We start from the raw sequence: 18,737 nt of genomic DNA, 5'->3' as shown, positions 1-18,737 counted from the left end.
CTACGCTGAGGCGATGATCAGCCATCCCGCGTACGGCGAGCTGCGTGCGGTCACCCCGTACGCGGCGGTGCTGCTGGCCGAGAACCCCTCGGGCATGACCCTGGAGGGCACCAACACCTGGCTGCTGCGCGCTCCGGGCGCGGAGTCCTGCGTCGTGGTCGACCCCGGCCCCGCAGACGACGCGCACCTGGAGCGCATCGCGGCGAACGGGCCGGTCGAGCTGATCGTGCTCACCCACTTCCACGGCGACCACAGCGACGGCGCGGCGCGCTTGGCGGAGCTGGTCGGCGCACCGATCCGGGCGATCGACCCGAAGCTCTGCGTGCGCGCCGAAGCGCTGGCGGACGGCGAGGTCGTGCGTGCGGCCGGGCTCGACATCAAGGTCGTCGCGACGCCGGGCCACACGGCGGACTCGCTGTGCCTGCTCGTGCAGGACGCGGTGTTCACCGGCGATTCGATCCTCGGGCGCGGCACCACCGTCGTGGCGCACCCGGACGGCAGCCTCGCGCCGTACCTCGACTCGCTGCGCTGGCTGGCCTCGCTGCCCAAGGGCACCCCGGCGTTCCCCGGCCACGGCCCGGAGGTCGCCGACGTCGTGCCGGTCGCGGAGCAGTACCTCGCGCACCGCGTCCAGCGCTTGGAGCAGGTTCGCGGCGCGCTCGACACCCTCGGCGCCGACGCGACGGCCCGTCAGGTCGTCGAGCTGGTCTACGCCGAGGTCGACAAGTCGCTGTGGTGGGCGGCCGAGATGTCCGTCCACGCCCAGCTCGACTACCTGCGAGCGCGTTAGGCGCAGCGCTCAGTCGGAGGGCATGCGGATCGGCATCACGACGTAGCGCAGATTCGCCTCCCCCTCCGCGACGTCGGCGAGCGCGATGACCGTTGAACGCATGCCGTGCCGAACGCTCAGCCGGAGCCTGGCCGAGCCGAACACGCGCAACGCGTCCGCGAGGTATCGCGCCTGGTAGCCGTTGGTGAACCGATCGCCGTCCACGGTCGCCTTGACCGTCTCCTCGGCCTCACCGTTCTGCGGGTCGGCCGCCCTGATCCGCAGCCCCAAGTCGCCCAGCTCGACCGCGATCACCGCGCGCGGCCCCGAGTACGGCGCCACCCGCCGCACCGCGCCCGCCAGCGCCTCGCCGTCGACCTCGACCACGGCGTCCACCGGCGCGTCGGTGTGCCGGGACTCGTCCGGGAACGCCGAGGCCAGCAGCACCGTGCCGAGCTGCGCGCCGGGCCAGCTCAGCCCGAAGCGGCTGCCGTCGGTGTGGATCGTGATCACCTCGGCGGTCCGCGCCTGCTTCGCCACCTCGATCAGCAGCGGCGCGGGCACCAGGACGTCCAGCTCGCCCTCCGGCTGCCAGGGCAGGTCGCCGATCGCCATCCGGTAGCGGTCCGTGGCCACCAGCGCCAGCCGGTCGCCGCGCCCCTGCACGTGCACGCCGGTGAACAGTGGCAGCGCGTCGTCCCTCGACGCCGCTGACGCCACCTTGCCGACGAGCGTGATCAGCTCCGCCGCGTTCACCTGGCCGACCGCGGCGGGCAACGCGCCGACGCCGGGGTGCAGCTCGCCGTCCATCAGGGGCAGCGCGAAGCGGCCACCGGGCGTGCGGATCGCCAGCCTGCTGCCCTCCACCACGAGCCGCACCTCGGGTTCTTCCAGCGCGCCCAAGGTGTCGGCCAGCGGTTTCGCCGGGACCAGCACCTCACCGTCGGTGTGCACGAAGGCCGTGCGCCGCAGCCGCACGGTGTTCGTGCGGTCGGTTCCGGAGAGCACCAGCTCGTCGTCCTGCCCGCTCAGCAACAGGCCGGTGAGCAGCGGGTCGATGCCCTTGACCGGCAGCAACCGCGCGGCGTCGGCCACGGCGGCGGCGAGGACGGCGGTGTCCGCGGTGACATCAAGACCGGTGAGATCCAGGCTCATGCTGGCGGACGCTACGACAGACCCCCGACAACGTAACGAAGCGGCGACGCACGGTAACCGCGCGCGGGCCTCAGGCGACTCCCCGGGCTGAGCGAGAGGAGCCGACGTGGCTGGCAAGCGTGATCCATCGGTCGTCGTGGCGATATGGGCGACGGTCGCCGCTATCGGTGGTGCACTCATCACCACCGGGGGCGGACTGCTCAGCGGGCTGTTGTCCGCAGGGCCCGCGACTCCGAAAACCGTGGTCAGCACGGTCATCCAGACCGAGACGGTGACCGTGCCTGCCCCCGCGGGGAGCACGACCAAGCCGCCTGCGGGCGCTCCGGCGGGCAAGGGGTTGTCGCTGCGCGAACTGCCCGCGCAGGGCGCCCGGGTGTTCACCTACTCGCCGCAGACCGTCGCCGGGGTCCGGTACGAAACGGTGCTCGGCGCCCCGGCGAACCGCTCCACCTACCGGCGCGAGAGCTACATCGCCCCCGCCGACAAGGGGACCTTCCGCGCGGTCATCGGCCTCGTCGACGGCGCGCCCCCGGACTCGACCGGCACGTTCGTGGTCACCGACGCCAAGAACCGCAAGGTCGAGAAGACGGTGCTCGCGGGCAAGACCGAGACCATCGAGGCGGTCGTCGGCAAGGGGCAGCAGTTCAGCATCTCGGTGCTCAGCCACACGGGCGAGAACACCCTGGCGTGGGTCAACCCCGTGTTGGACGAGTGACTTCACTCCGTTCGCGGTGTCCGGATCTTGTTGTGCCCCATAGCGTTTGAGCAATGTGCGAGTGCGCGAAGCGGGTGTCGAGGCGATCGGTGCTGCTCGCCGGGGCGGTGAGCACCCTCCTGCCCGCCGTCGCGTTCGCCGAACAGCTCGATTCCGAGCGCACCAAGACGATCAAGGGGCGCTTCGAGCCGAGCGCGCCGGACTGGGCCTACCTGCCCGTCGAGGTGCCGCGCGGAGTGCACGAGATCGAGGTGGTCTACCGCTACGACAGGCCGCCCGGCGTGCCCGGCAATGCGCTGGACATCGGCATGTTCGGGCCGGAGGGGCACGAGCTGGGCAACCACAGGGGTTTCCGCGGCTGGTCAGGCGGGGCTCGTGACCGGTTCACGATCAGCGCGTCCGGGGCGACCCCCGGCTACCTGCCCGGCCCCGTCATCGCGGGCACCTGGCACGTGCTGCTCGGCCCGTACACCGTCTCGCCGCAGGGGATGAACTACGAGGTCGACGTGACGCTGCGGTTCGGCCCGCCCGGTGAGCCGATCCGGCCGAACCCGGCTCCGCGCAGGGCGACCGGTCGTGGCCGGGCCTGGTACCGGGGCGACTGCCACCTGCACACCGTGCACTCCGACGGCAAGCGCACGCCAGAGGAGCTGATCACCGCCGCCAAGGCCGCTGGCCTGGACTTCTTCGTCTCCACCGAGCACAACACCACCTCCGCGAGCCTGCGCTGGGGCGACCACGCCCAGCCCGACCTGCTCATCGTCAACGGCGAGGAGGTCACCACGCGGTCCGGGCACTGGCCCGCGCTCGGCCTGCCTCCCGGCTACTGGATCGACTGGCGCTACCGGGGATCGGAGCAGGCCGCGTTCGAGCGCTTCGCCCGCCGCGTCCACGCGGTCGGCGGCCTCGTCGTCGCCGCGCACCCGTACGCGGCGTGCCCCGGCTGCTCGTGGGAGTTCGGCTACGACCACGTCGACGCCGTCGAGGTGTGGAACGGCGACTGGTCCTTCGACGACGAGCTCTCAGTGCGCCTCTGGGACGGCCTGCTGCGCGAGGGGAAGTGGGTGCCGGCGATCGGGTCGAGCGACGCGCACCGCGAGCCTCAGCCGGTCGGGCTGCCGCAGACGGTGGTGCTGGCCGACGATCTCGACACGCGCTCGGTGCTCGCCGGGATCGCGGCCGGGCGGTCGTGGCTCGCCGAGTCCTCCCGCGTCGAGCTGACCATGCGGGCCGTCGCGGGCAGGCAGGTCGCGGGCATTGGTGATCGCCTGCGCGCGGCCGAAGCGCGGATCGAACTGGACATCGCGGGCGCTCCGGGCTGCGAGGTCAGGCTGATCACGCCGACCCGGATCGCGCACAGCGAGTGGATTCCCGCCACCGGCAGGGCTCAGGTCCGCTGGGCCGCCGTCGACGCCGACTGGGTCCGCGCCGAGGTCCGCAGACCCCTGCGAACCCCGACGACTCCCGACACCGTGGTCGCCCTGACCAACCCGATCTTCCTGGGCCGCCGCTAGGGCCTAGCGAGCCGCGAGCTCGACCTCGTCGCGCGTGCAGCTGGCCGCGTTCTCCATCCATTGCCTGCTGTCGCGCACGCTGTGCCTGCGCAGCCACACCACGCCCGTGATCACCAGGCCGAAGAACGCCGACGCGAGGAAGGCGGCGGGCGGGCCGAACAGCTCGATGAGCTGGCCGCTGAGCAGCTGGCCGAAGGCGAGGCCCACGGTCACCGCGGTGATCACCCAGCCGAACGCCTCCGTGGCGGTGCCCGGCAGCGCGACCTCCTCGATCGCGGCCGAGTGCGTCATCGCCTGCGGGGTGATCAGCGTGCCGACCACGAACAGCGCGACGGCCAGGCCGACCAGCGTCGTCGGGATCGCGAGCAGCGTCACCAGCACGGAGAAGCCACCCAGCAGCACCGGCAGTCGCAGGTACATCGGCTTGGGCCAGGGGCGCGAGCCGTAGAGCACGCCGAAGAGCACCGAGCTGACCGACCAGACGCTGAGCAGCACACCGCCGAGCGCCTCGTGGCCCGCGTGCGTCGCGGCGGCCGGGACGGCGACCTCGACGAAGCCGATGGTCACGCCGAAGCCGAGCGCGGCGATGGCCACCGTGCGCATGCCGGGGGAGCTGATCGCGCCGAGCATGCCGACGCTGGCCCGCTCCTCGCGCTGCGGACGCCACGCCCGCACGGTGCGGGTCAGCGCGAAGCCGGTGGCCCCGACGACCTCGCAGACCGCGCCGAGCAGCACGCCGGTCCCGGCCCACGGCAGCGCGGTGAACAGGCCGGCGAGGCCCGGGCCGAGGATGAAGAAGACCTCCATGCTGATGGCCTCGTAGGAGTAGGCCGCCTGCCGGGCCGATCCGGGCGGCAGCAGCCTGGTCCACAGCGACCTCGACGAGGAGCCGACCATCGGCTGGCTGGTGCCCAGCGCCAGCGCGAGCACGGCCATCAACCAGGCGGGGGCGCCCGACTCGATCGCCAGGATCTCCGCCGTCACCATCACGCTGAACAGCGCCGACGCGGTCAGCAGCACGCGGGTGGGGCCGAGCAGGTCGACGAGCCTGCCCTGCAGGACCGAGCCCACCGCGACGCCGACGAGCGCGCCCGCGGAGACCAGGCTCGCGGCCGCGAAGGAACCGCTGACCCGCTGCACGTAGAAGAGCAGCGCGATGCCGACCATGGCGACCGGCAGCCGGGCGAGCAGGGAGGTCAGGACGGGACCGCGCGCACCGGGGGCGGTGAGCGCCGTGCGGTAGTCGGCGAGGGAGGCATTCTGGGACACGCGTACCAGTATGCCGGAGAACTGGTACGGGGGTACCACTAATCTGCGGTGGCCTTGCTCACCGTGTCACGATTTGATAACAACGCTGGGACGCACGGGTGAAATCGCACAACGAAACGGCCCCCGGCGACGTCCTTGAGGGTGAAAGCAATTGAGTAAACGAGCACTTCGGGGCCATTGTGGGCACCAACGCCGGGCTGGTATCGGCCGCGTTACACCCATGGACCACAATTGCTCACAGTTGCTTCGCCTTGAGGAAGCTCAAGACCTCCTTCGGCGCTAACGGGTCGGGGCCGGGCGTCGGAGGTCGGGAAAGCGTGGCCGGTCGGGGGACGGGTCGCGCACACGCAAGGAGGCCGGTGCGCCGCGTCGGGGGCGGCGCCCGGCCTCCTTGTCTTTGTCGCTGTGTGACCTAGCGCGCCCGGCGGGCCAGCCGCTCCGGGTCCAGGATCAGCACGCTCTTGCCCTCCAGCCGCAGCCAGCCGCGGTGCGCGAAGTCGGCGAGCGCCTTGTTCACGGTCTCCCGGGAGGCGCCGACGTACTGGGCGATCTCCTCCTGGGTCAGGTCGTGGGTGACCCGCAGCAGACCCGCCTCCTGCGACCCGAAGCGCTGGGCGAACTGCAGCAGCGCGCGCGCCACCCGGCCCGGGACGTCGGTGAAGATCAGGTCGGCGAGCATGTTGTTCGTGCGGCGCAGCCGTCGCGCGAGCACCCGCAGCAGCTGCTCGGCGATCTCCGGCCGCTTGCCGATCCACTCGCGCAGGCTGGGCCGGTCCATCGTGAGCGCCCGCACCTCGGTCACCGTGGTCGCGGTGGAGGTCCTGGGGCCGGGGTCGAAGATGGACAGCTCACCGAACATGTCCGAAGGACCCATGATGGACAGCAGGTTCTCCCGGCCGTCCGGTGACTTCCGGCCGACCTTCACCTTGCCCGACTGGATGATGTACAGCCGGTCGCCCGGCTCACCCTCCGCGAAGATCACGTGTCCACGCGGGAAGTCCACCTGCTCCAGCGTGGAAACGAGCGCCTCGGCGGCTGCCGGTTCAACGCCCTGGAAGATGCCCGCCCGGGCCAGGGTCTCGTCCACCTCGTCCCTCCATGTTGAGACGCGACGGTTCACGTGAGCGGCCAGTACCGCAGGAATGCGGTCTTCGGCCACGTGCCGCCGATCACTGGCGAGCAGTCTAGGCCGTCTTGGGCAAGGATCTGTTCGGCTCGCCGGTTGAAACCGATCAGTCGACCGACCGGTCTGTTAAAAGTCCTCCTGAGCAGGCCTGATCAGGGCGTGTGCGACAGCTCGCCGCCGAGTGTGAAGACCTCGGTCGCGGGCGCGTCGCCCGATCAGGCGCGGCTGCGCGTGCGGCGCGGCTTGCGCGGGGGACGCGCGGTCCCGCCGACGCGGCGCCTGCGGCGGAACAGCTCGAGGGCGCGGCCGATGCCGTGGCCGTAGAGAGCGCGGACCTCGTCCGGGCGCGCCTTCTCCAGGAACTCCTCGACCTCGTCCTCCTGCACCGCGACGTGCCGCAGACGAGCCTCAACGCGTTCCATGAAGAGCGCGAAGAGCATCACGATGAGTGGAACCACTACTACGAGCCATGCAGTCATAGTGCGCCCGATCTTCCCTCACTCCGCCTCGTCGCGCGCATCCGGGGTCGGTTCGGCTGTCGGTCCCACCCGTACGCTGGTGGAGTGCCAGCGAAGACCCGCCAGACGTCCGCAGCAGTGGGGGAAACCAGGCTCGGCCTCGTGCGACGGGCGCGGCGCATGCTGCGTGGGCTGGAGGCGGCCTTCCCGGACGCGCACTGCGAGCTGGACTTCACCACCCCGCTCGACCTCGCGGTCGCGGTGATCCTCTCCGCCCAGTGCACCGACAAGCGGGTCAACGAGGTCACCCCGGCGCTGTTCGCCCGCTACCGCACGGCCGCCGACTACGCGGGGGCCGACCGCGCCGAGTTGGAGGAGCTGATCCGGCCGACCGGCTTCTACCGCAACAAGGCCACCTCGATCACCGGGCTCGGCGCCGCGCTGGTGCAACGCCACGGCGGCGAGGTGCCCGGCAAGCTCAAGGACCTGGTCCTGCTGCCCGGCGTGGGCCGCAAGACCGCGAACGTGATCCTCGGCGAGGCCTTCGGCGTCCCCGGCATCACCGTGGACACCCACTTCGGCCGCCTGGTGCGGCGGTGGGGCTGGACGGAGCTGGAGGACCCGGTCAAGGTCGAGCACGCGATCGGCGAGCTGATCCCGCGCAAGGACTGGATCGTGCTCTCGCACCGGGTGATCTTCCACGGCCGCCGCGTCTGCCACGCCCGCAAGCCCGCGTGCGGCGTGTGCGTGCTGGCCAAGGACTGCCCGTCCTTCGGCGCGGGCCCCACGACCCCCGCCGAGGCGGCCAAGCTGGTGCGCGGTCCCGAGACCGAGCACCTGTTATCGCTGGTCGCCGAGGGCGAGGCCGGTCGATGACCGATCGCGGACAGGCTCTGCGCTGGTTGCTCGTGGTCGTGGTGCTCGGCGTCGCCGGGATCGTGGCGATCTGGCCGCGCGGTGAGGACGCGCGGTCCTCGGCCACCTCCGGGCCGCCCTCCGTCGACCTGGTCGCCGCGCGCTCCAAAGCAGCGCTGCCCGCGTGCCCCGTCGCAAAGGAGGGGTCCGCGCCGGTGAGCGGGCTGGCCGGGCTGTCGCTGACCTGCATGGCGGACGGCTCGCGCATCGACCTCAGCACCGCGCTCGCCGGGAAGGCGACTCTGATCAACATCTGGGCCACGTGGTGCGGGCCGTGCCGCGAGGAGTTGCCCGCGCTGGCCGCCTACGCCTCCTCGCCCGGCGCTGCCGGAGTGCTCGGCGTGCAGATCAAGAGCGGCGAGGCGGACGGCCTGGAGATGCTGGCGGGTCTCAACGCGCGCATTCCCTCCGTTGTCGACGTGGACGAGCGCGCCTCTGGAGCCCTGAAACCGCCCGTGATGCCGATGTCCTACATGGTGAGCCCTTCTGGGCGCGTGGAGCGCGTGAACCCGCCGGTGGTCTTCAAGTCCGCCGAGCAGGTCCGCGCGACGGTCGACGAGTACCTGAGGCGGCTCGGGTGAACCCGGGACCGCTGGTCGGCGAGAACGACGTGCCGGAGTGGATGCGGCCACTGCTGCACTCCGTGGCCACCATGGAGAAGAAGCGCTTCCAGCGGGTGAAGCCGCCCGCCGACGGATCGGGGCGGCCCGCCGCCGTGCTGATCCTGCTCGGCGAGGGCGAGGACGGGCCCGACGTGCTGCTGCTGCGCCGCGCCGACACGCTGAACTCGCACGCGGGCCAGGTCGCGTTCCCCGGCGGCACGATCGACCCCGAGGACGACGGTCCGGTCGCGGCCGCGCTCCGCGAGGCGACCGAGGAGACCGGCGTGCTGCCGAGGGGCGTGCGCCCGGTGGCGCTGCTGCCCGAGCTGTACCTGACGCCGACCGGTTTCCTGGTCAGCCCGGTGCTCGCGCACTGGGTGGAACCGAGCCCCGTCATCGCGGTCGACGCCAACGAGACCGCTGCCGTCGCGCGGGTCCCGCTGGCCCACCTCGCCGACCCCGCCAACCGCTGCACGGTCGCCTACCGGGGCTACCGAGGACCCGGTTTCCTGGTTCCGGGGATGCTGGTGTGGGGCTTCACCGCCCTGCTGCTGTCGGGCGTCCTCGAACTCGGCGGCTGGGAACGGCCGTGGAACCGCAAGGACGTCCGCGACCTCGACGAGGCCTGGCTGGCGGTCTCGGAGCCCGAGCTGCCCGCGAGCGCGAAGGAGCAGACGTGAACTGGGTCGACCTGCTGATTGTCCTGCTCGCCGTGCTCGCCGCCGTTTCCGGCGCCCGGCAGGGCATGGTGGTGTCGCTGTGCTCGGTCGCGGGCGTGCTCGCCGGCGCGATGCTCGGTCTGTGGCTGGCGCCGCTGCTGGTGGCCAACTTCGCCGATGTGAGCACCCGCGTGGCCATCGGCGTCGCGCTGGTGGTGCTGATGATCGCCCTCGGCGAGATGCTCGGCGTCTGGGTCGGCAGGCCGATCAAGGAAAAGCTCAACGCCACCAAGCTCACCGTCGTGGACAACACCCTCGGCGCGGTCACCATGAGCGCGGTGGTGTTCGTCGTCGCGTGGCTGCTCGCGGTGCCCCTGACCTCCGCAGCCGGTCTGCCCGCGCTGTCCTCCGCCGTCAAGCGCTCCACCGTGCTCGGCGTCGTCGACGACGTCATGCCGCCCGCCGCGCAGAGCCTGCCCGGTTCACTGCGCCAGCTGCTCGACTCCTCCGGCTTCCCCGCCGCGCTCGACCCGTTCTCCTCCACCCCGCGCGCCGAGGTCGGGCCGCCGGACCTCGCGCTGCAGACCGATCCCGTCGTCCAGCGCGTGCGCGCCAGCGTGCTCAAGGTGCGCGGCCGGGCCTCTTCGTGCTCGCGGGCGTTGGAGGGCACGGGTTTCGTCATCGCCCCGCAGCGCGTGATGACCAACGCGCACGTGGTCGCGGGTACCGACAAGGTCACCATCGAGGTCGGTCGCGGTGACTTCGACGCCACCGTCGTGCTCTACGACCCGCAGACCGACATCGCGATCCTGAACGTGCCCGACCTCAAGGCTCCCGTGCTGCCGTGGGCCGCCGCCGACGCCAAGCCCGGCGAGGACGGCGTCGTCGTCGGCTACCCGCTCGACGGCCCGTACACCCCGTCCGCCGCCAGGGTCCGCGACCGCATCAACCTGCGCGGCCCCGACATCTACGAGGCCAAGACCGTGGTCCGCGACGTTTACACGATCCGGGCGAAGGTCCGCAGCGGGAACTCCGGCGGCCCGCTCATCGATCCCAGCGGACGCGTCCTCGGCGTGGTCTTCGGCGCCGCCGTCGACGACCACGAGACCGGTTTCGTGCTGACCGCCAAGGAGGTCGCCGACGAGCTGGCCTCGGCCCCGAGGCTGTTCAGCCGCGTCTCGACCGGAACCTGCACGACCTGAGGTCGATCAGGGCGCGAGGCACCACAGCGCGTCCAGCGGCATCGCGCGGATCTTCTCGCCGAACGACAGGGTCTGCTGGCCCGTGTAGAGCACGTATCCGGCGACGAACCGGTCGCCGAGCTGATTCGCGAGGTTGCGCAGCCCGGTGAGGTCCTCTGTGCGCACGGTGGCGCCGGACTTCACCTCGACGCCGATGACCCTGCCGTCCGGGGTCTCGATGACCGCGTCGACCTCGACCTTGTCCTTGGTCCGGTAGTGGTAGAGCCTGCCGCGCTCCTCCGACCAGGTCAGCTGCCGAGCGAGCTCCATGACGACGAAGTTCTCCATCATCGGCCCGACCGCGCCCCCGGGCTCACCGAGCCGCGCGGCGTCCTGGCCGATGAGGTGGCAGGCGACGCCGGTGTCCACGAACGCCAGCTTGGGTGTGCCCACCGCGCGGTGCGTCTGCCCTGAGGACCACGCGGGAATGCTCTTGATCAGGAACACCGAGGACAACAGCTCCAGGTAGCGCACGAGCGTCGTTCTGGGGATTCCGGACTGGTTGGCGAGCGTGCCGGGCACCAGAAGGCTCCCGGCACGACCTGCCAGGAGCGCGAGGAGCTTGAGCAGTTCACCGAGGCGCTCGATGCTCGCCAGCTCCAGGACGTCCCGTTCGATCAGTGTCGACAGGTACGCGTCGAAGAAGGCGGCTCGGCGCCTGGGGGCCCTGCGGGTGGCTTCGGGGTAGCCCCCGGCGACGAGGCGATCGAGGTAGTCGCGTCGGCGCAGGTCCGACGAGCGCTCCAACTGGTGACCGTGCCGGAAAGCCGCGTCCACGAACCGGTCCGGCTGGCCGGACAGCTCGCCCTGGGAGAAGGGCCAGAGTTCGATGATCTCCATCCGGCCCGGCAAAGCGTCCGGCAGGGTGCGCAGCGCCAGGATGCGCGAGGACCCGGTCAGCAGGTAGCGGCCCGGTGTCGGGTCGAGGTCGACGACGACCTTGATCGGCTGGAGCAGTTCCGGCGCGAGCTGGATCTCATCGATGACCATGAGCGCGTCGTGCTCGACGAACCCGGTGGGGTCGTCCTTCGCGGCGCGCGAGGTCGCGGGGTCGTCCAGCAGCCGCACCACGCTCGTGGGCCGCTGCCCGGCGGCAAGCCTGGTCAGCGTGCTCTTGCCGACCTGGCGCGCTCCGTTGACGAGCACCACCCTGGTGTCCAGCAGCGCTTCGGTCACCAGGGATTCGGCGTGACGGGGCACAAGGCTCGGCAACGTGCTCACCAGGCGATTGTGCCCCAAATTCAAGATCAACGGTCATCTGGCCGCTGACTTCGTGGTCACTTGGACGGAGGGTTCGTGGTCACCTGGACGGTCGGGCTCAGTACTGAGCGGGCTCGTCCTCGTGGGAGCGCCTGCCGATCGAGGCGTTCTCGCGCATCGTGCGGATGGTCCGCTCCGGCGCGCGGATCTTGCGCACCTTGCGGTAGCCCAGGAAGCCGAACAGCCCGGCCGCGCCCAGCATCAGCAGGAACACGATGCCGAAGGCCGCCCAGCGGTACAGCCACACCGACAGCAGCTCGCCGAGGAAGAAGAACAGGAAGAACATGCTGAAACCCAGCACGGCGAGCGCGAGGACGAAGTACACGCTGCCCTTGAGGCCCTTGCGCACCTCACCCTTGAGCTCGAGCTTGGCGAGTTCCAGCTCGGCCCTGATCAGGGTGGAGAGGTGCGTGGTCGCCTCGCGGACGAGCCCGCCGATGGACTGCTCGGCCGCGGTGCTGGCGCTGTCGTCGGTCAGCGGGATGGACGCGACGGGCGGCAGCTCGGCTCCGCTGCCGTTGCCTTTGTGCTGGGCGCTGGTCACGCGGTCATCGTGCCATGCGCCACGGACACCGGCGTGTCGGCTCCTCGCCCCGGCATGTCACGAGCTGCGCGCCCGGCTCCTCTTGATCAGCATCACCGCGGCGAGCAGGGCCGCGGCGGCCGACGCGACCAGCACGGCAGCCTTCGCCAGCTCGGCGATCTCCTTCGGCAGCGCGAGTTCGGCGATCAGCAGGCTCACGGTGAAACCGACGCCGCCGAGCATCGAGACGGCGGCCATGTCCCGCCACGCCAGGTCGTCGGGTTTGCTTGCCAGGCCGAAGCGCACGGACAGCAGCGAGAAGCCGAAGATCCCGACCAGTTTGCCGACCACCAGCCCGACGATCACCGCGAGCGCGATCCGGTCGGTGGTCAGCGCGGACAACGCGGAGGCGCCGACCGGGACCCCGGCGGCGAACAGCGCGAACACCGGAACGGCCAGCCCGGCGGACCACGGCTGGAGGCGGTGCTCCAGGCGGACGGCGGGCGATTCGGGCTCGTACCGGTCCTTCTTCACCCGGGTCAGCAGGCCGAGCGCGACCCCGGCGATGGTGGCGTGCACGCCGGAGGAGTGCACCGCGACCCACACCGCGACCGCGAGCGGCACGTAGATCCACGACGAGGTCACGCGGCGCCGCTGGAGGAACCAGTACAGCGCGAGCAGCACGACCGCGGCGCCGATGGCCAGCAGGTCGAAGCCGCTGGTGAACAGCACCGCGATCACCAGGATGGCGCCGAGGTCGTCGACGACGGCCAGGCTGAGCAGGAAGATCCGCGCGCTGCTGGGCAGGCCGGAGCCGGTGATCGCCAGCACGCCGAGCGCGAAGGCGATGTCGGTCGCGACCGGGATCGCCCACGCCTGGCCGGAGCCGGGGGCGCCCCAGCTCACCGCGAGCGCGATGCCCGCGGGCACCACCATCCCGCCGAGCGCGGCGATCACCGGCAGCGTGGCGGCCTTGCGGTTGGACAGCTCTCCGACGACGAGCTCGCGCTTGAGCTCCAGGCCCGCGACGAAGAAGAACAGCGCCAGCAGGCCGTCCTTCGCCCATTCGCCCACGGTGAGGTCGAGGTGCAGCGCGGCCGGACCGAGCCGGAGATCCCGCAGCCACTGGTAGGACTCCGCGAGCGGGGAGTTCGCCCAGATCAGCGCGACGGCGGTGGCACCGAGCAGGACCATGCCGCCGACGGTCTCGGTGCGGAGGTACCTGGCCAGGTCGGGCAGGACGGCGGCGGCTCGGCGGGCTCGCGACAAGATCGTGCTCCTCGGTCTGGGGACGGCGCATCGCTCGCCGACCAGACTTCCCGGCACACCTGTGCGCAATCTTAACGGCGCGCCGGACACCTAGGGTCGAACTGTGACACCCAGCTCCGAACGCCGCCGACTGGCCACCATCGGAGCCGCGGCGGGCACGCTGTCCGGGCTCTTCGGCGTCGGCGGGGGCGTGGTGATCGTTCCCGCGCTGGTCGCCTGGTGCGGTCGTGACCAGCGGGAGGCGGTCGCGACGTCGTTGACCGCGGTCGGCCCGCTCGCCGTCGCCGGGGCGATCGGGTACGCGCTGCACCGCCAGGTGGACCTCGTGGTGGCGCTCCCGCTCGGCATCGGTTCGCTGATCGGAGCCTGGCTCGGCTCGGCCCTGCTCAGCCGGGCTCCGCTCGCGGCTCTGCGCTGGCTCTACGCGGTGATCGCCGTGGGCACGGCCGTGCGGCTGTGGCTCGCACCCGGCGAGGTCGGCGGTGCGGTCAGCCACGGGCCGGGGACCCTGGCACTGCTGCTGCCGGTCGGGATCGCGGTGGGGCTGCTGTCGGGGCTGACCGGGATCGGTGGGGGAACCGTGCTGGTACCGATCATGCAACTGGGATTCTCGCTCCCGGCGGCCCCGGCGAAGGGAACCTCGCTTCTGGTGATTCTACCGACGTCAGCGCTCGGCGGCTACCAGAATTCGAAAAAAGGAAACGGTTGCCTGAAGGATTCCCTCTTGGTGGGGGCGGCCGGAGTGCTTGCAACGCTGGTGGTCAGTCAGTTCGCCGTGTTCATGGACCACGCCCTGTCCGACGTCCTGCTGGCGTTCTTGCTGCTAGCAGTGGGTATTGGGGCGATTTGGGGAGATGTGCGCTCGTTCTTCAAGCGGCCACACAATAAATAAACCATTCAGCTCCGAAAAGAACAAGGCTTGTTCTTGGGCTTTCTCTCTCGCACACTTTCGAGCCATGGGGACCGTGCTGTGGATTGGTGGGGGACAGTGGGCTGGAAAGACCACCGTCTCCCGGATACTCGCCGAACGCTTCGGACTGACCGCCTACCACTACGACTTCCACGACGCCCGGGGTCACTTCGACCGGGCGATGGCCAACGCGATCCGCTACCCGCACCGGAACGCGGCCGTCAACGACAGTCCCGACGAGCAGTGGGTGCACCGGTCACCGCAGCGGATGGCGGCGGACTGCCTGCGCGGTTTCGCCGAGCGCTTCGAGATGGTGCTGGACGACCTGCGCGCGCTGTCCACGACGCGGCCGCTGATCGCCGAGGGGTGGGGCCTGCGGCCGGAGCTGGTCGCGACCCGGGTGACCGCGCCGGACCAGGCGGTGTTCCTGGTGCCGTCCGAGGAGTTCCGCCAGCGCCAGCTGCGCGAGCTGGACAGGGCGCGCAGTCTCGCGATCGGTCACCTCGCCGTCGAGGTGAGCGATCCCGTTCTGGCACAGGAGAACCGCGTTGCGCGGGACCGCCTGCTCGCCGGGGACGCGGCGCGATCCGCGCGACTGTGCGGATTTCGAGTGATCACAGTGGACGGTGAGCTCGGCGCGGGCGGTGTCGCCGACGAGGTGCAGGAGCACTTCCGCGCGCACCTTCCCCGCCGCTGACAAGGAAACGGGGCCCTCCAGAACACCGGAGGGCCCCGTCTGTCCACAAAGGACTACACGGTGCTAGTCCTCGGAGCTCTTGTTCAAACCGGAGCTGATCAGGTCCATCACGGTCGAGTCGGCCAGCGTGGTGACGTCACCGACCTGGCGGTTCTCCGCGACATCGCGCAGCAGTCGCCGCATGATCTTGCCGGAGCGGGTCTTGGGCAGCTCGGGGACGACCATGATCTGCCTGGGCTTGGCGATCGGGCCGATCTCCTTGGCGACGTGGTCGCGCAGCTCCTTCACGATGCCCTCGCCCTGCTCGACGCCGCCGCGCAGGATCACGAACGCCACGATGCCCTGGCCGGTGGTCGGATCGGTCGCGCCGACCACGGCCGCCTCGGCGACCTTGGCGTGCGAGACCAGCGCCGACTCGACCTCGGTGGTGGAGATGCGGTGCCCGGACACGTTCATCACGTCGTCCACCCGGCCGAGCAGCCAGACCGCGCCGTCGTTGTCGTACTTCGCGCCGTCACCGGCGAAGTAGAAGCCCTGCTCCTCGAAGCGTGCCCAGTAGGTGTCGCGGAAGCGCTGCTCGTCGCCCCAGATGCCGCGCAGCATCGCCGGCCACGGCTGGTCGAGCACGAGGTAGCCGCCACCGCCCTTGCCGACGGCCTCGCCCAGCTCGTCGACGACCTTCGCGCCGATGCCGGGCAGCGGGCCCATCGCCGAGCCCGGCTTGCACTCGGTGACCCCGGGCAGCGGCGCGATCATGATGGCGCCGGTCTCGGTCTGCCACCACGTGTCCACGATGGGGCAGCGGTTGCCGCCGACGTGCTCGCGGTACCACATCCACGCCTCGGGGTTGATCGGCTCGCCGACGCTGCCGAGCACCCGCAGCGAGGACAGGTCGTGCTTGGCCGGGATGTCCGCGCCCCACTTCATGAACGTGCGGATCAGCGTCGGCGCCGTGTAGTAGATGGAGACCTTGTACTTCTGCACGATCTCCCAGTGGCGCGCCTCGTTCGGCGTGTTCGGGGTGCCCTCGTAGACGACCTGGGTCGCGCGGTTGGCCAGCGGCCCGTAGACGATGTAGGAGTGCCCGGTGACCCAGCCGATGTCGGCGGTGCACCAGTAGACGTCCTCGCCCGCCTTGTGGTCGAAGACGTAGTGGTGGGTGTAGGCCGCCTGGGTCAGGTAGCCGCCCGAGGTGTGCAGGATGCCCTTCGGCTTCCCCGTCGTCCCCGAGGTGTAGAGGATGAACAGCGGGTGCTCGGCGTCGAAGGACTCCGGCGCGTGCTCGGTGGACTGCCCGTCGACCAGGTCGTGCCACCAGAGGTCGCGGCCCTCGGTCCACTCCACGTCGGTGTCGGTCCGCTTGACCACCAACACGTTCTGGATGCTCGGCGTCTGCGCGACGGCCTCGTCGACCGCGGTCTTCAGCGGCGCGGGCTTGCCCCGGCGGAACTGCCCGTCGGTGGTGATCACCAGCTTGGCCTCGGCGTCGTCGATGCGCGAGCGCAGCGCCTCCGAGGAGAACCCGGCGAAGACCACGCTGTGGGTCAGGCCGAGCCGCGCGCACGCGAGCATCGAGTAGATCGCCTCGGGCACCATCGGCATGTAGATCGCCACGCGGTCGCCTGCGACCAGGCCGAGCGAGGCCAGCGCGTTGGCGGCCTTGCTCACCTCGTCCTTGAGGTCGGCGTAGGTGATGGTGCGGGAGTCACCGGGCTCGCCCTCCCAGTGGATCGCGACCTGGTCCCCGTGCCCGTCCTCCACGTGCCGGTCGACGCAGTTGTGGGCCACGTTGAGCGTGCCGCCGACGAACCACTTCGCGAACGGCGCGTCCGACCAGTCCAGCACCTGGTCCCACTCCGAGCTCCAGCTCAGCCGTCTGGCCTGCTCCGCCCAGAAGCCCTCCCGGTCGGCGGCGGCCCGCTCAGCCAGCTCCGTCCCGGCGTTGGCCCGCTCGGCGAACTCCGCGCTGGGCGGGAACGTGCGGCTCTCGGAGAGCAGGTTGTCCAGGGCGTTGCCGCTCGGTGGGGTCATGGGGGCGGACCTCCAGGAGGAGTGGGCGTTTCGCATTCACGTTCACGTTCGACCGTAGTGCGATCCAGCTCACGAAAACAGCCGAGCCCATGTGGTCCAGACCACTTCGTTGTCAGCTCGTGAGGCGCGCGGTCAACCGCTCCCTCGCCTCCGGCCACTCCTCCAAGATCATCGAGAAGGTCACGGTGTCCCGCAAGGAGCCGTCCGGGCGGATTCGATGGGCCCGGTGGACGCCCTCGCGCACCGCGCCGAGCCGCGCGATGGCCCGCTGCGAGCGGAGGTTGTTGATGTCGGTGTGCCAGGTGACCCGGTTGGCGCCCAGCACCTCGAACGCCCTTGCCAGCAACAGCAGCTTGGCCTCGGTGTTGAGCGCGGTGCGCTGCCACGGCGCGCCGATCCAGGTGTAGCCGATCGCGATGCCCCGGTGCTCGGGGGTGATCTCGTAGTAGGAGGTCGTCCCGGCCACCTCGCCGGTGCGCTGGTCGATCTGCGCCCACGGCAGCCGGAATCCGCGTTCCCGGTCGGCGATGCCGACGTCGATGATCCGCCGCGTGTCGTCGAGCTCGATCGGCTGGCGCCAGCTCAGCCAGCGCCAGACCTCGGGGTCCTTGCCCGCCGCGTGCAGCCCTTCGGCGTGCTCCTGGGTCAGCGGTTCGAGCCGGACGTGGCGGCCGATCAGGACCGACTGCTCCCACCACCTGCTGTCAACAGTCACAACCCGAAGGTAGGTATCAAGTCACCGATGGGGGAACGTCCACATCGCGACGATCGCGCTAGGCCACTGCCGCCGGTAACGTCCCCGTCTTGTGAGTGCCTTGGTCGCTGACCCACTGCGTCCGCTACTCGATCTGCCTCGGGTGTCCGAGGCCGTGAAGTCCGCCAGGGAGGCGATCGACGAGCTGCACCGGCACCCGGCCAACCGCAAGGGCTGGCCGACCACCGCCGCCGAGGCGTCGGTGCGTGCCGCGCGGGCTTCGGCGGTCCTCGACGGCGGCAGCGCGGAGATCCCCGCCGGGGGAGAGGTGAGCGATCCCGTGCTCGCCGGTTCCCTGCGCGTCGCCGAGTCCGTCGGCTTACTGCTCACCACCTGGCAGCGCGCGCCGATGCAGGCCCTCGCCCGGTTGCACGTGCTCGCCGCGGCGGACCTGGTGCCGATCGCCCAGTCCGACGCGCTCGGCCGCCCCAAGGGCGATCCCGGGACCTCCACGCGGCTCGACCTCCTCGCGCAGCTCGTCGCCGGTGCCACCGAGGTCCCCGGCCCGGTGCTGGTCTCCGTGGTGCACGGGGAGCTGCTCGCGCTGGACGCCTTCGGCACGGCGGACGGGGTCGTCGCGCGCGCGGCTGCCCGGCTGACCGCCATCGCCACCGGCCTCGACCCGAAGGGGCTCGCGGTGCCGGAGGTGGGGTGGATGCGCAAGCCGGATGAGTACCGAAGGGCCGCGGCGGCGTTCGCTTCCGGAGAGCCGGACGGCGTCGGTGAGTGGGTGCGCTTCTGTTGCGCCTCAATGGAAGCCGGTGCCCGCGAGGGCAAGAGCATCGCCGACGCCGCGCTCGAAGCCTGACACGACAACGGAAAAGTGAGCTGCCCCCGGGAGAGAGTCCGGGGGCAGCTCCACAACAGAGG

At 71.0% G+C, this 18,737-nt stretch carries 19 protein-coding genes; 10 read left to right on the top strand and 9 right to left on the bottom strand.

Going from position 1 to position 18,737, the window contains the following annotated elements:
- Window positions 1–13 precede the first annotated feature (13 nt).
- On the top strand, window positions 14–790 hold the full coding sequence (locus CCN37_RS21410) for an MBL fold metallo-hydrolase (protein ID WP_210408141.1): 777 nt from the start codon (window positions 14–16) through the stop codon (window positions 788–790).
- A 9-nt stretch (window positions 791–799) separates the two neighbouring features.
- Here CCN37_RS21410 and dnaN read toward each other — a convergent pair whose 3' ends face one another.
- The gene (gene dnaN, locus CCN37_RS21405; RefSeq protein WP_086823876.1) at window positions 800–1,924 is read right to left on the bottom strand and encodes a DNA polymerase III subunit beta; all 1,125 of its coding nucleotides are present in this window, start codon (window positions 1,922–1,924) and stop codon (window positions 800–802) included.
- A 106-nt stretch (window positions 1,925–2,030) separates the two neighbouring features.
- Here dnaN and CCN37_RS21400 point away from each other — a divergent pair, with 106 nt between their 5' ends.
- Window positions 2,031–2,639 carry a hypothetical protein gene (locus CCN37_RS21400; RefSeq protein WP_086823874.1) on the top strand — a complete coding sequence of 203 codons (609 nt, stop codon included), beginning with the start codon at window positions 2,031–2,033 and terminating at the stop codon, window positions 2,637–2,639.
- Window positions 2,640–2,692: 53 nt separating this feature from the next.
- Window positions 2,693–4,153 carry a CehA/McbA family metallohydrolase gene (locus tag CCN37_RS21395; protein ID WP_086823872.1) on the top strand — a complete coding sequence of 487 codons (1,461 nt, stop codon included), beginning with the start codon at window positions 2,693–2,695 and terminating at the stop codon, window positions 4,151–4,153.
- Window positions 4,154–4,156: 3 nt separating this feature from the next.
- Here CCN37_RS21395 and CCN37_RS21390 read toward each other — a convergent pair whose 3' ends face one another.
- From CCN37_RS21390 to CCN37_RS21380, 3 genes are all read right to left on the bottom strand, one after another.
- Window positions 4,157–5,422: an MFS transporter gene (locus CCN37_RS21390; RefSeq protein ID WP_086823870.1), complete on the bottom strand. Its 1,266-nt coding sequence runs from the start codon at window positions 5,420–5,422 to the stop codon at window positions 4,157–4,159.
- Window positions 5,423–5,834: 412 nt separating this feature from the next.
- On the bottom strand, window positions 5,835–6,509 hold the full coding sequence (locus CCN37_RS21385; protein ID WP_086823868.1) for a Crp/Fnr family transcriptional regulator: 675 nt from the start codon (window positions 6,507–6,509) through the stop codon (window positions 5,835–5,837).
- A 254-nt stretch (window positions 6,510–6,763) separates the two neighbouring features.
- Entirely contained in the window at window positions 6,764–7,027 is a 264-nt protein-coding gene (locus CCN37_RS21380) for a hypothetical protein (RefSeq protein ID WP_030428182.1), read from the bottom strand.
- A 159-nt stretch (window positions 7,028–7,186) separates the two neighbouring features.
- Here CCN37_RS21380 and nth point away from each other — a divergent pair, with 159 nt between their 5' ends.
- The 4 genes from nth to CCN37_RS21360 are packed head-to-tail and all read left to right on the top strand — an operon-like array spanning window position 7,187 to window position 10,384.
- On the top strand, window positions 7,187–7,882 hold the full coding sequence (gene nth, locus CCN37_RS21375; RefSeq protein ID WP_086823932.1) for an endonuclease III: 696 nt from the start codon (window positions 7,187–7,189) through the stop codon (window positions 7,880–7,882).
- Window positions 7,879–8,502: a TlpA disulfide reductase family protein gene (locus CCN37_RS21370; RefSeq protein ID WP_086823866.1), complete on the top strand. Its 624-nt coding sequence runs from the start codon at window positions 7,879–7,881 to the stop codon at window positions 8,500–8,502. The genes nth and CCN37_RS21370 overlap by 4 nt, the downstream gene beginning before the upstream one ends.
- Window positions 8,503–8,543: 41 nt before the next feature.
- Complete coding sequence (locus CCN37_RS21365; RefSeq protein ID WP_086823930.1) at window positions 8,544–9,203, top strand: CoA pyrophosphatase; 660 nt, start codon at window positions 8,544–8,546, stop codon at window positions 9,201–9,203.
- Entirely contained in the window at window positions 9,200–10,384 is a 1,185-nt protein-coding gene (locus CCN37_RS21360; protein ID WP_086823864.1) for a MarP family serine protease, read from the top strand. Before CCN37_RS21365 ends, CCN37_RS21360 begins: the two co-directional genes overlap by 4 nt.
- A gap of 6 nt (window positions 10,385–10,390) precedes the next feature.
- Here CCN37_RS21360 and CCN37_RS21355 read toward each other — a convergent pair whose 3' ends face one another.
- The 3 genes from CCN37_RS21355 to nhaA form a co-directional block, all read right to left on the bottom strand.
- On the bottom strand, window positions 10,391–11,644 hold the full coding sequence (locus tag CCN37_RS21355) for an ATP-binding protein (RefSeq protein WP_210408140.1): 1,254 nt from the start codon (window positions 11,642–11,644) through the stop codon (window positions 10,391–10,393).
- 97 nt (window positions 11,645–11,741) lie between these two features.
- Window positions 11,742–12,227 (bottom strand): phage holin family protein, encoded by a 486-nt coding sequence (locus CCN37_RS21350; protein ID WP_086823862.1) that lies wholly within the window; start codon window positions 12,225–12,227, stop codon window positions 11,742–11,744.
- 57 nt (window positions 12,228–12,284) lie between these two features.
- Window positions 12,285–13,475: a Na+/H+ antiporter NhaA gene (gene nhaA, locus CCN37_RS21345; protein WP_256388067.1), complete on the bottom strand. Its 1,191-nt coding sequence runs from the start codon at window positions 13,473–13,475 to the stop codon at window positions 12,285–12,287.
- 103 nt (window positions 13,476–13,578) lie between these two features.
- On the opposite strand from nhaA, the gene CCN37_RS21340 reads away from it, so the two are divergent.
- Window positions 13,579–14,367 (top strand): sulfite exporter TauE/SafE family protein, encoded by a 789-nt coding sequence (locus CCN37_RS21340; protein ID WP_086823860.1) that lies wholly within the window; start codon window positions 13,579–13,581, stop codon window positions 14,365–14,367.
- A 64-nt stretch (window positions 14,368–14,431) separates the two neighbouring features.
- Window positions 14,432–15,082, top strand: a complete 651-nt coding sequence (locus tag CCN37_RS21335) for a hypothetical protein (protein WP_086823858.1) — start codon at window positions 14,432–14,434, stop codon at window positions 15,080–15,082.
- Window positions 15,083–15,145: 63 nt separating this feature from the next.
- Here the strand turns inward: CCN37_RS21335 and acs are convergent, their stop codons facing one another.
- Window positions 15,146–17,113: an acetate--CoA ligase gene (acs, locus tag CCN37_RS21330; RefSeq protein WP_086823856.1), complete on the bottom strand. Its 1,968-nt coding sequence runs from the start codon at window positions 17,111–17,113 to the stop codon at window positions 15,146–15,148.
- Window positions 17,114–17,225: 112 nt separating this feature from the next.
- Complete coding sequence (locus tag CCN37_RS21325) at window positions 17,226–17,828, bottom strand: GNAT family N-acetyltransferase (protein ID WP_086823854.1); 603 nt, start codon at window positions 17,826–17,828, stop codon at window positions 17,226–17,228.
- A gap of 142 nt (window positions 17,829–17,970) precedes the next feature.
- On the opposite strand from CCN37_RS21325, the gene CCN37_RS21320 reads away from it, so the two are divergent.
- Window positions 17,971–18,675 carry an oxidoreductase gene (locus CCN37_RS21320; RefSeq protein WP_246843215.1) on the top strand — a complete coding sequence of 235 codons (705 nt, stop codon included), beginning with the start codon at window positions 17,971–17,973 and terminating at the stop codon, window positions 18,673–18,675.
- Window positions 18,676–18,737 lie beyond the last annotated feature (62 nt).

It is taken from the genome of Allokutzneria sp. NRRL B-24872 (assembly GCF_002155965.1).
Lineage (GTDB): Bacteria > Actinomycetota > Actinomycetes > Mycobacteriales > Pseudonocardiaceae > Allokutzneria.
This window is presented reverse-complemented; position numbering and strand designations above follow the sequence as displayed.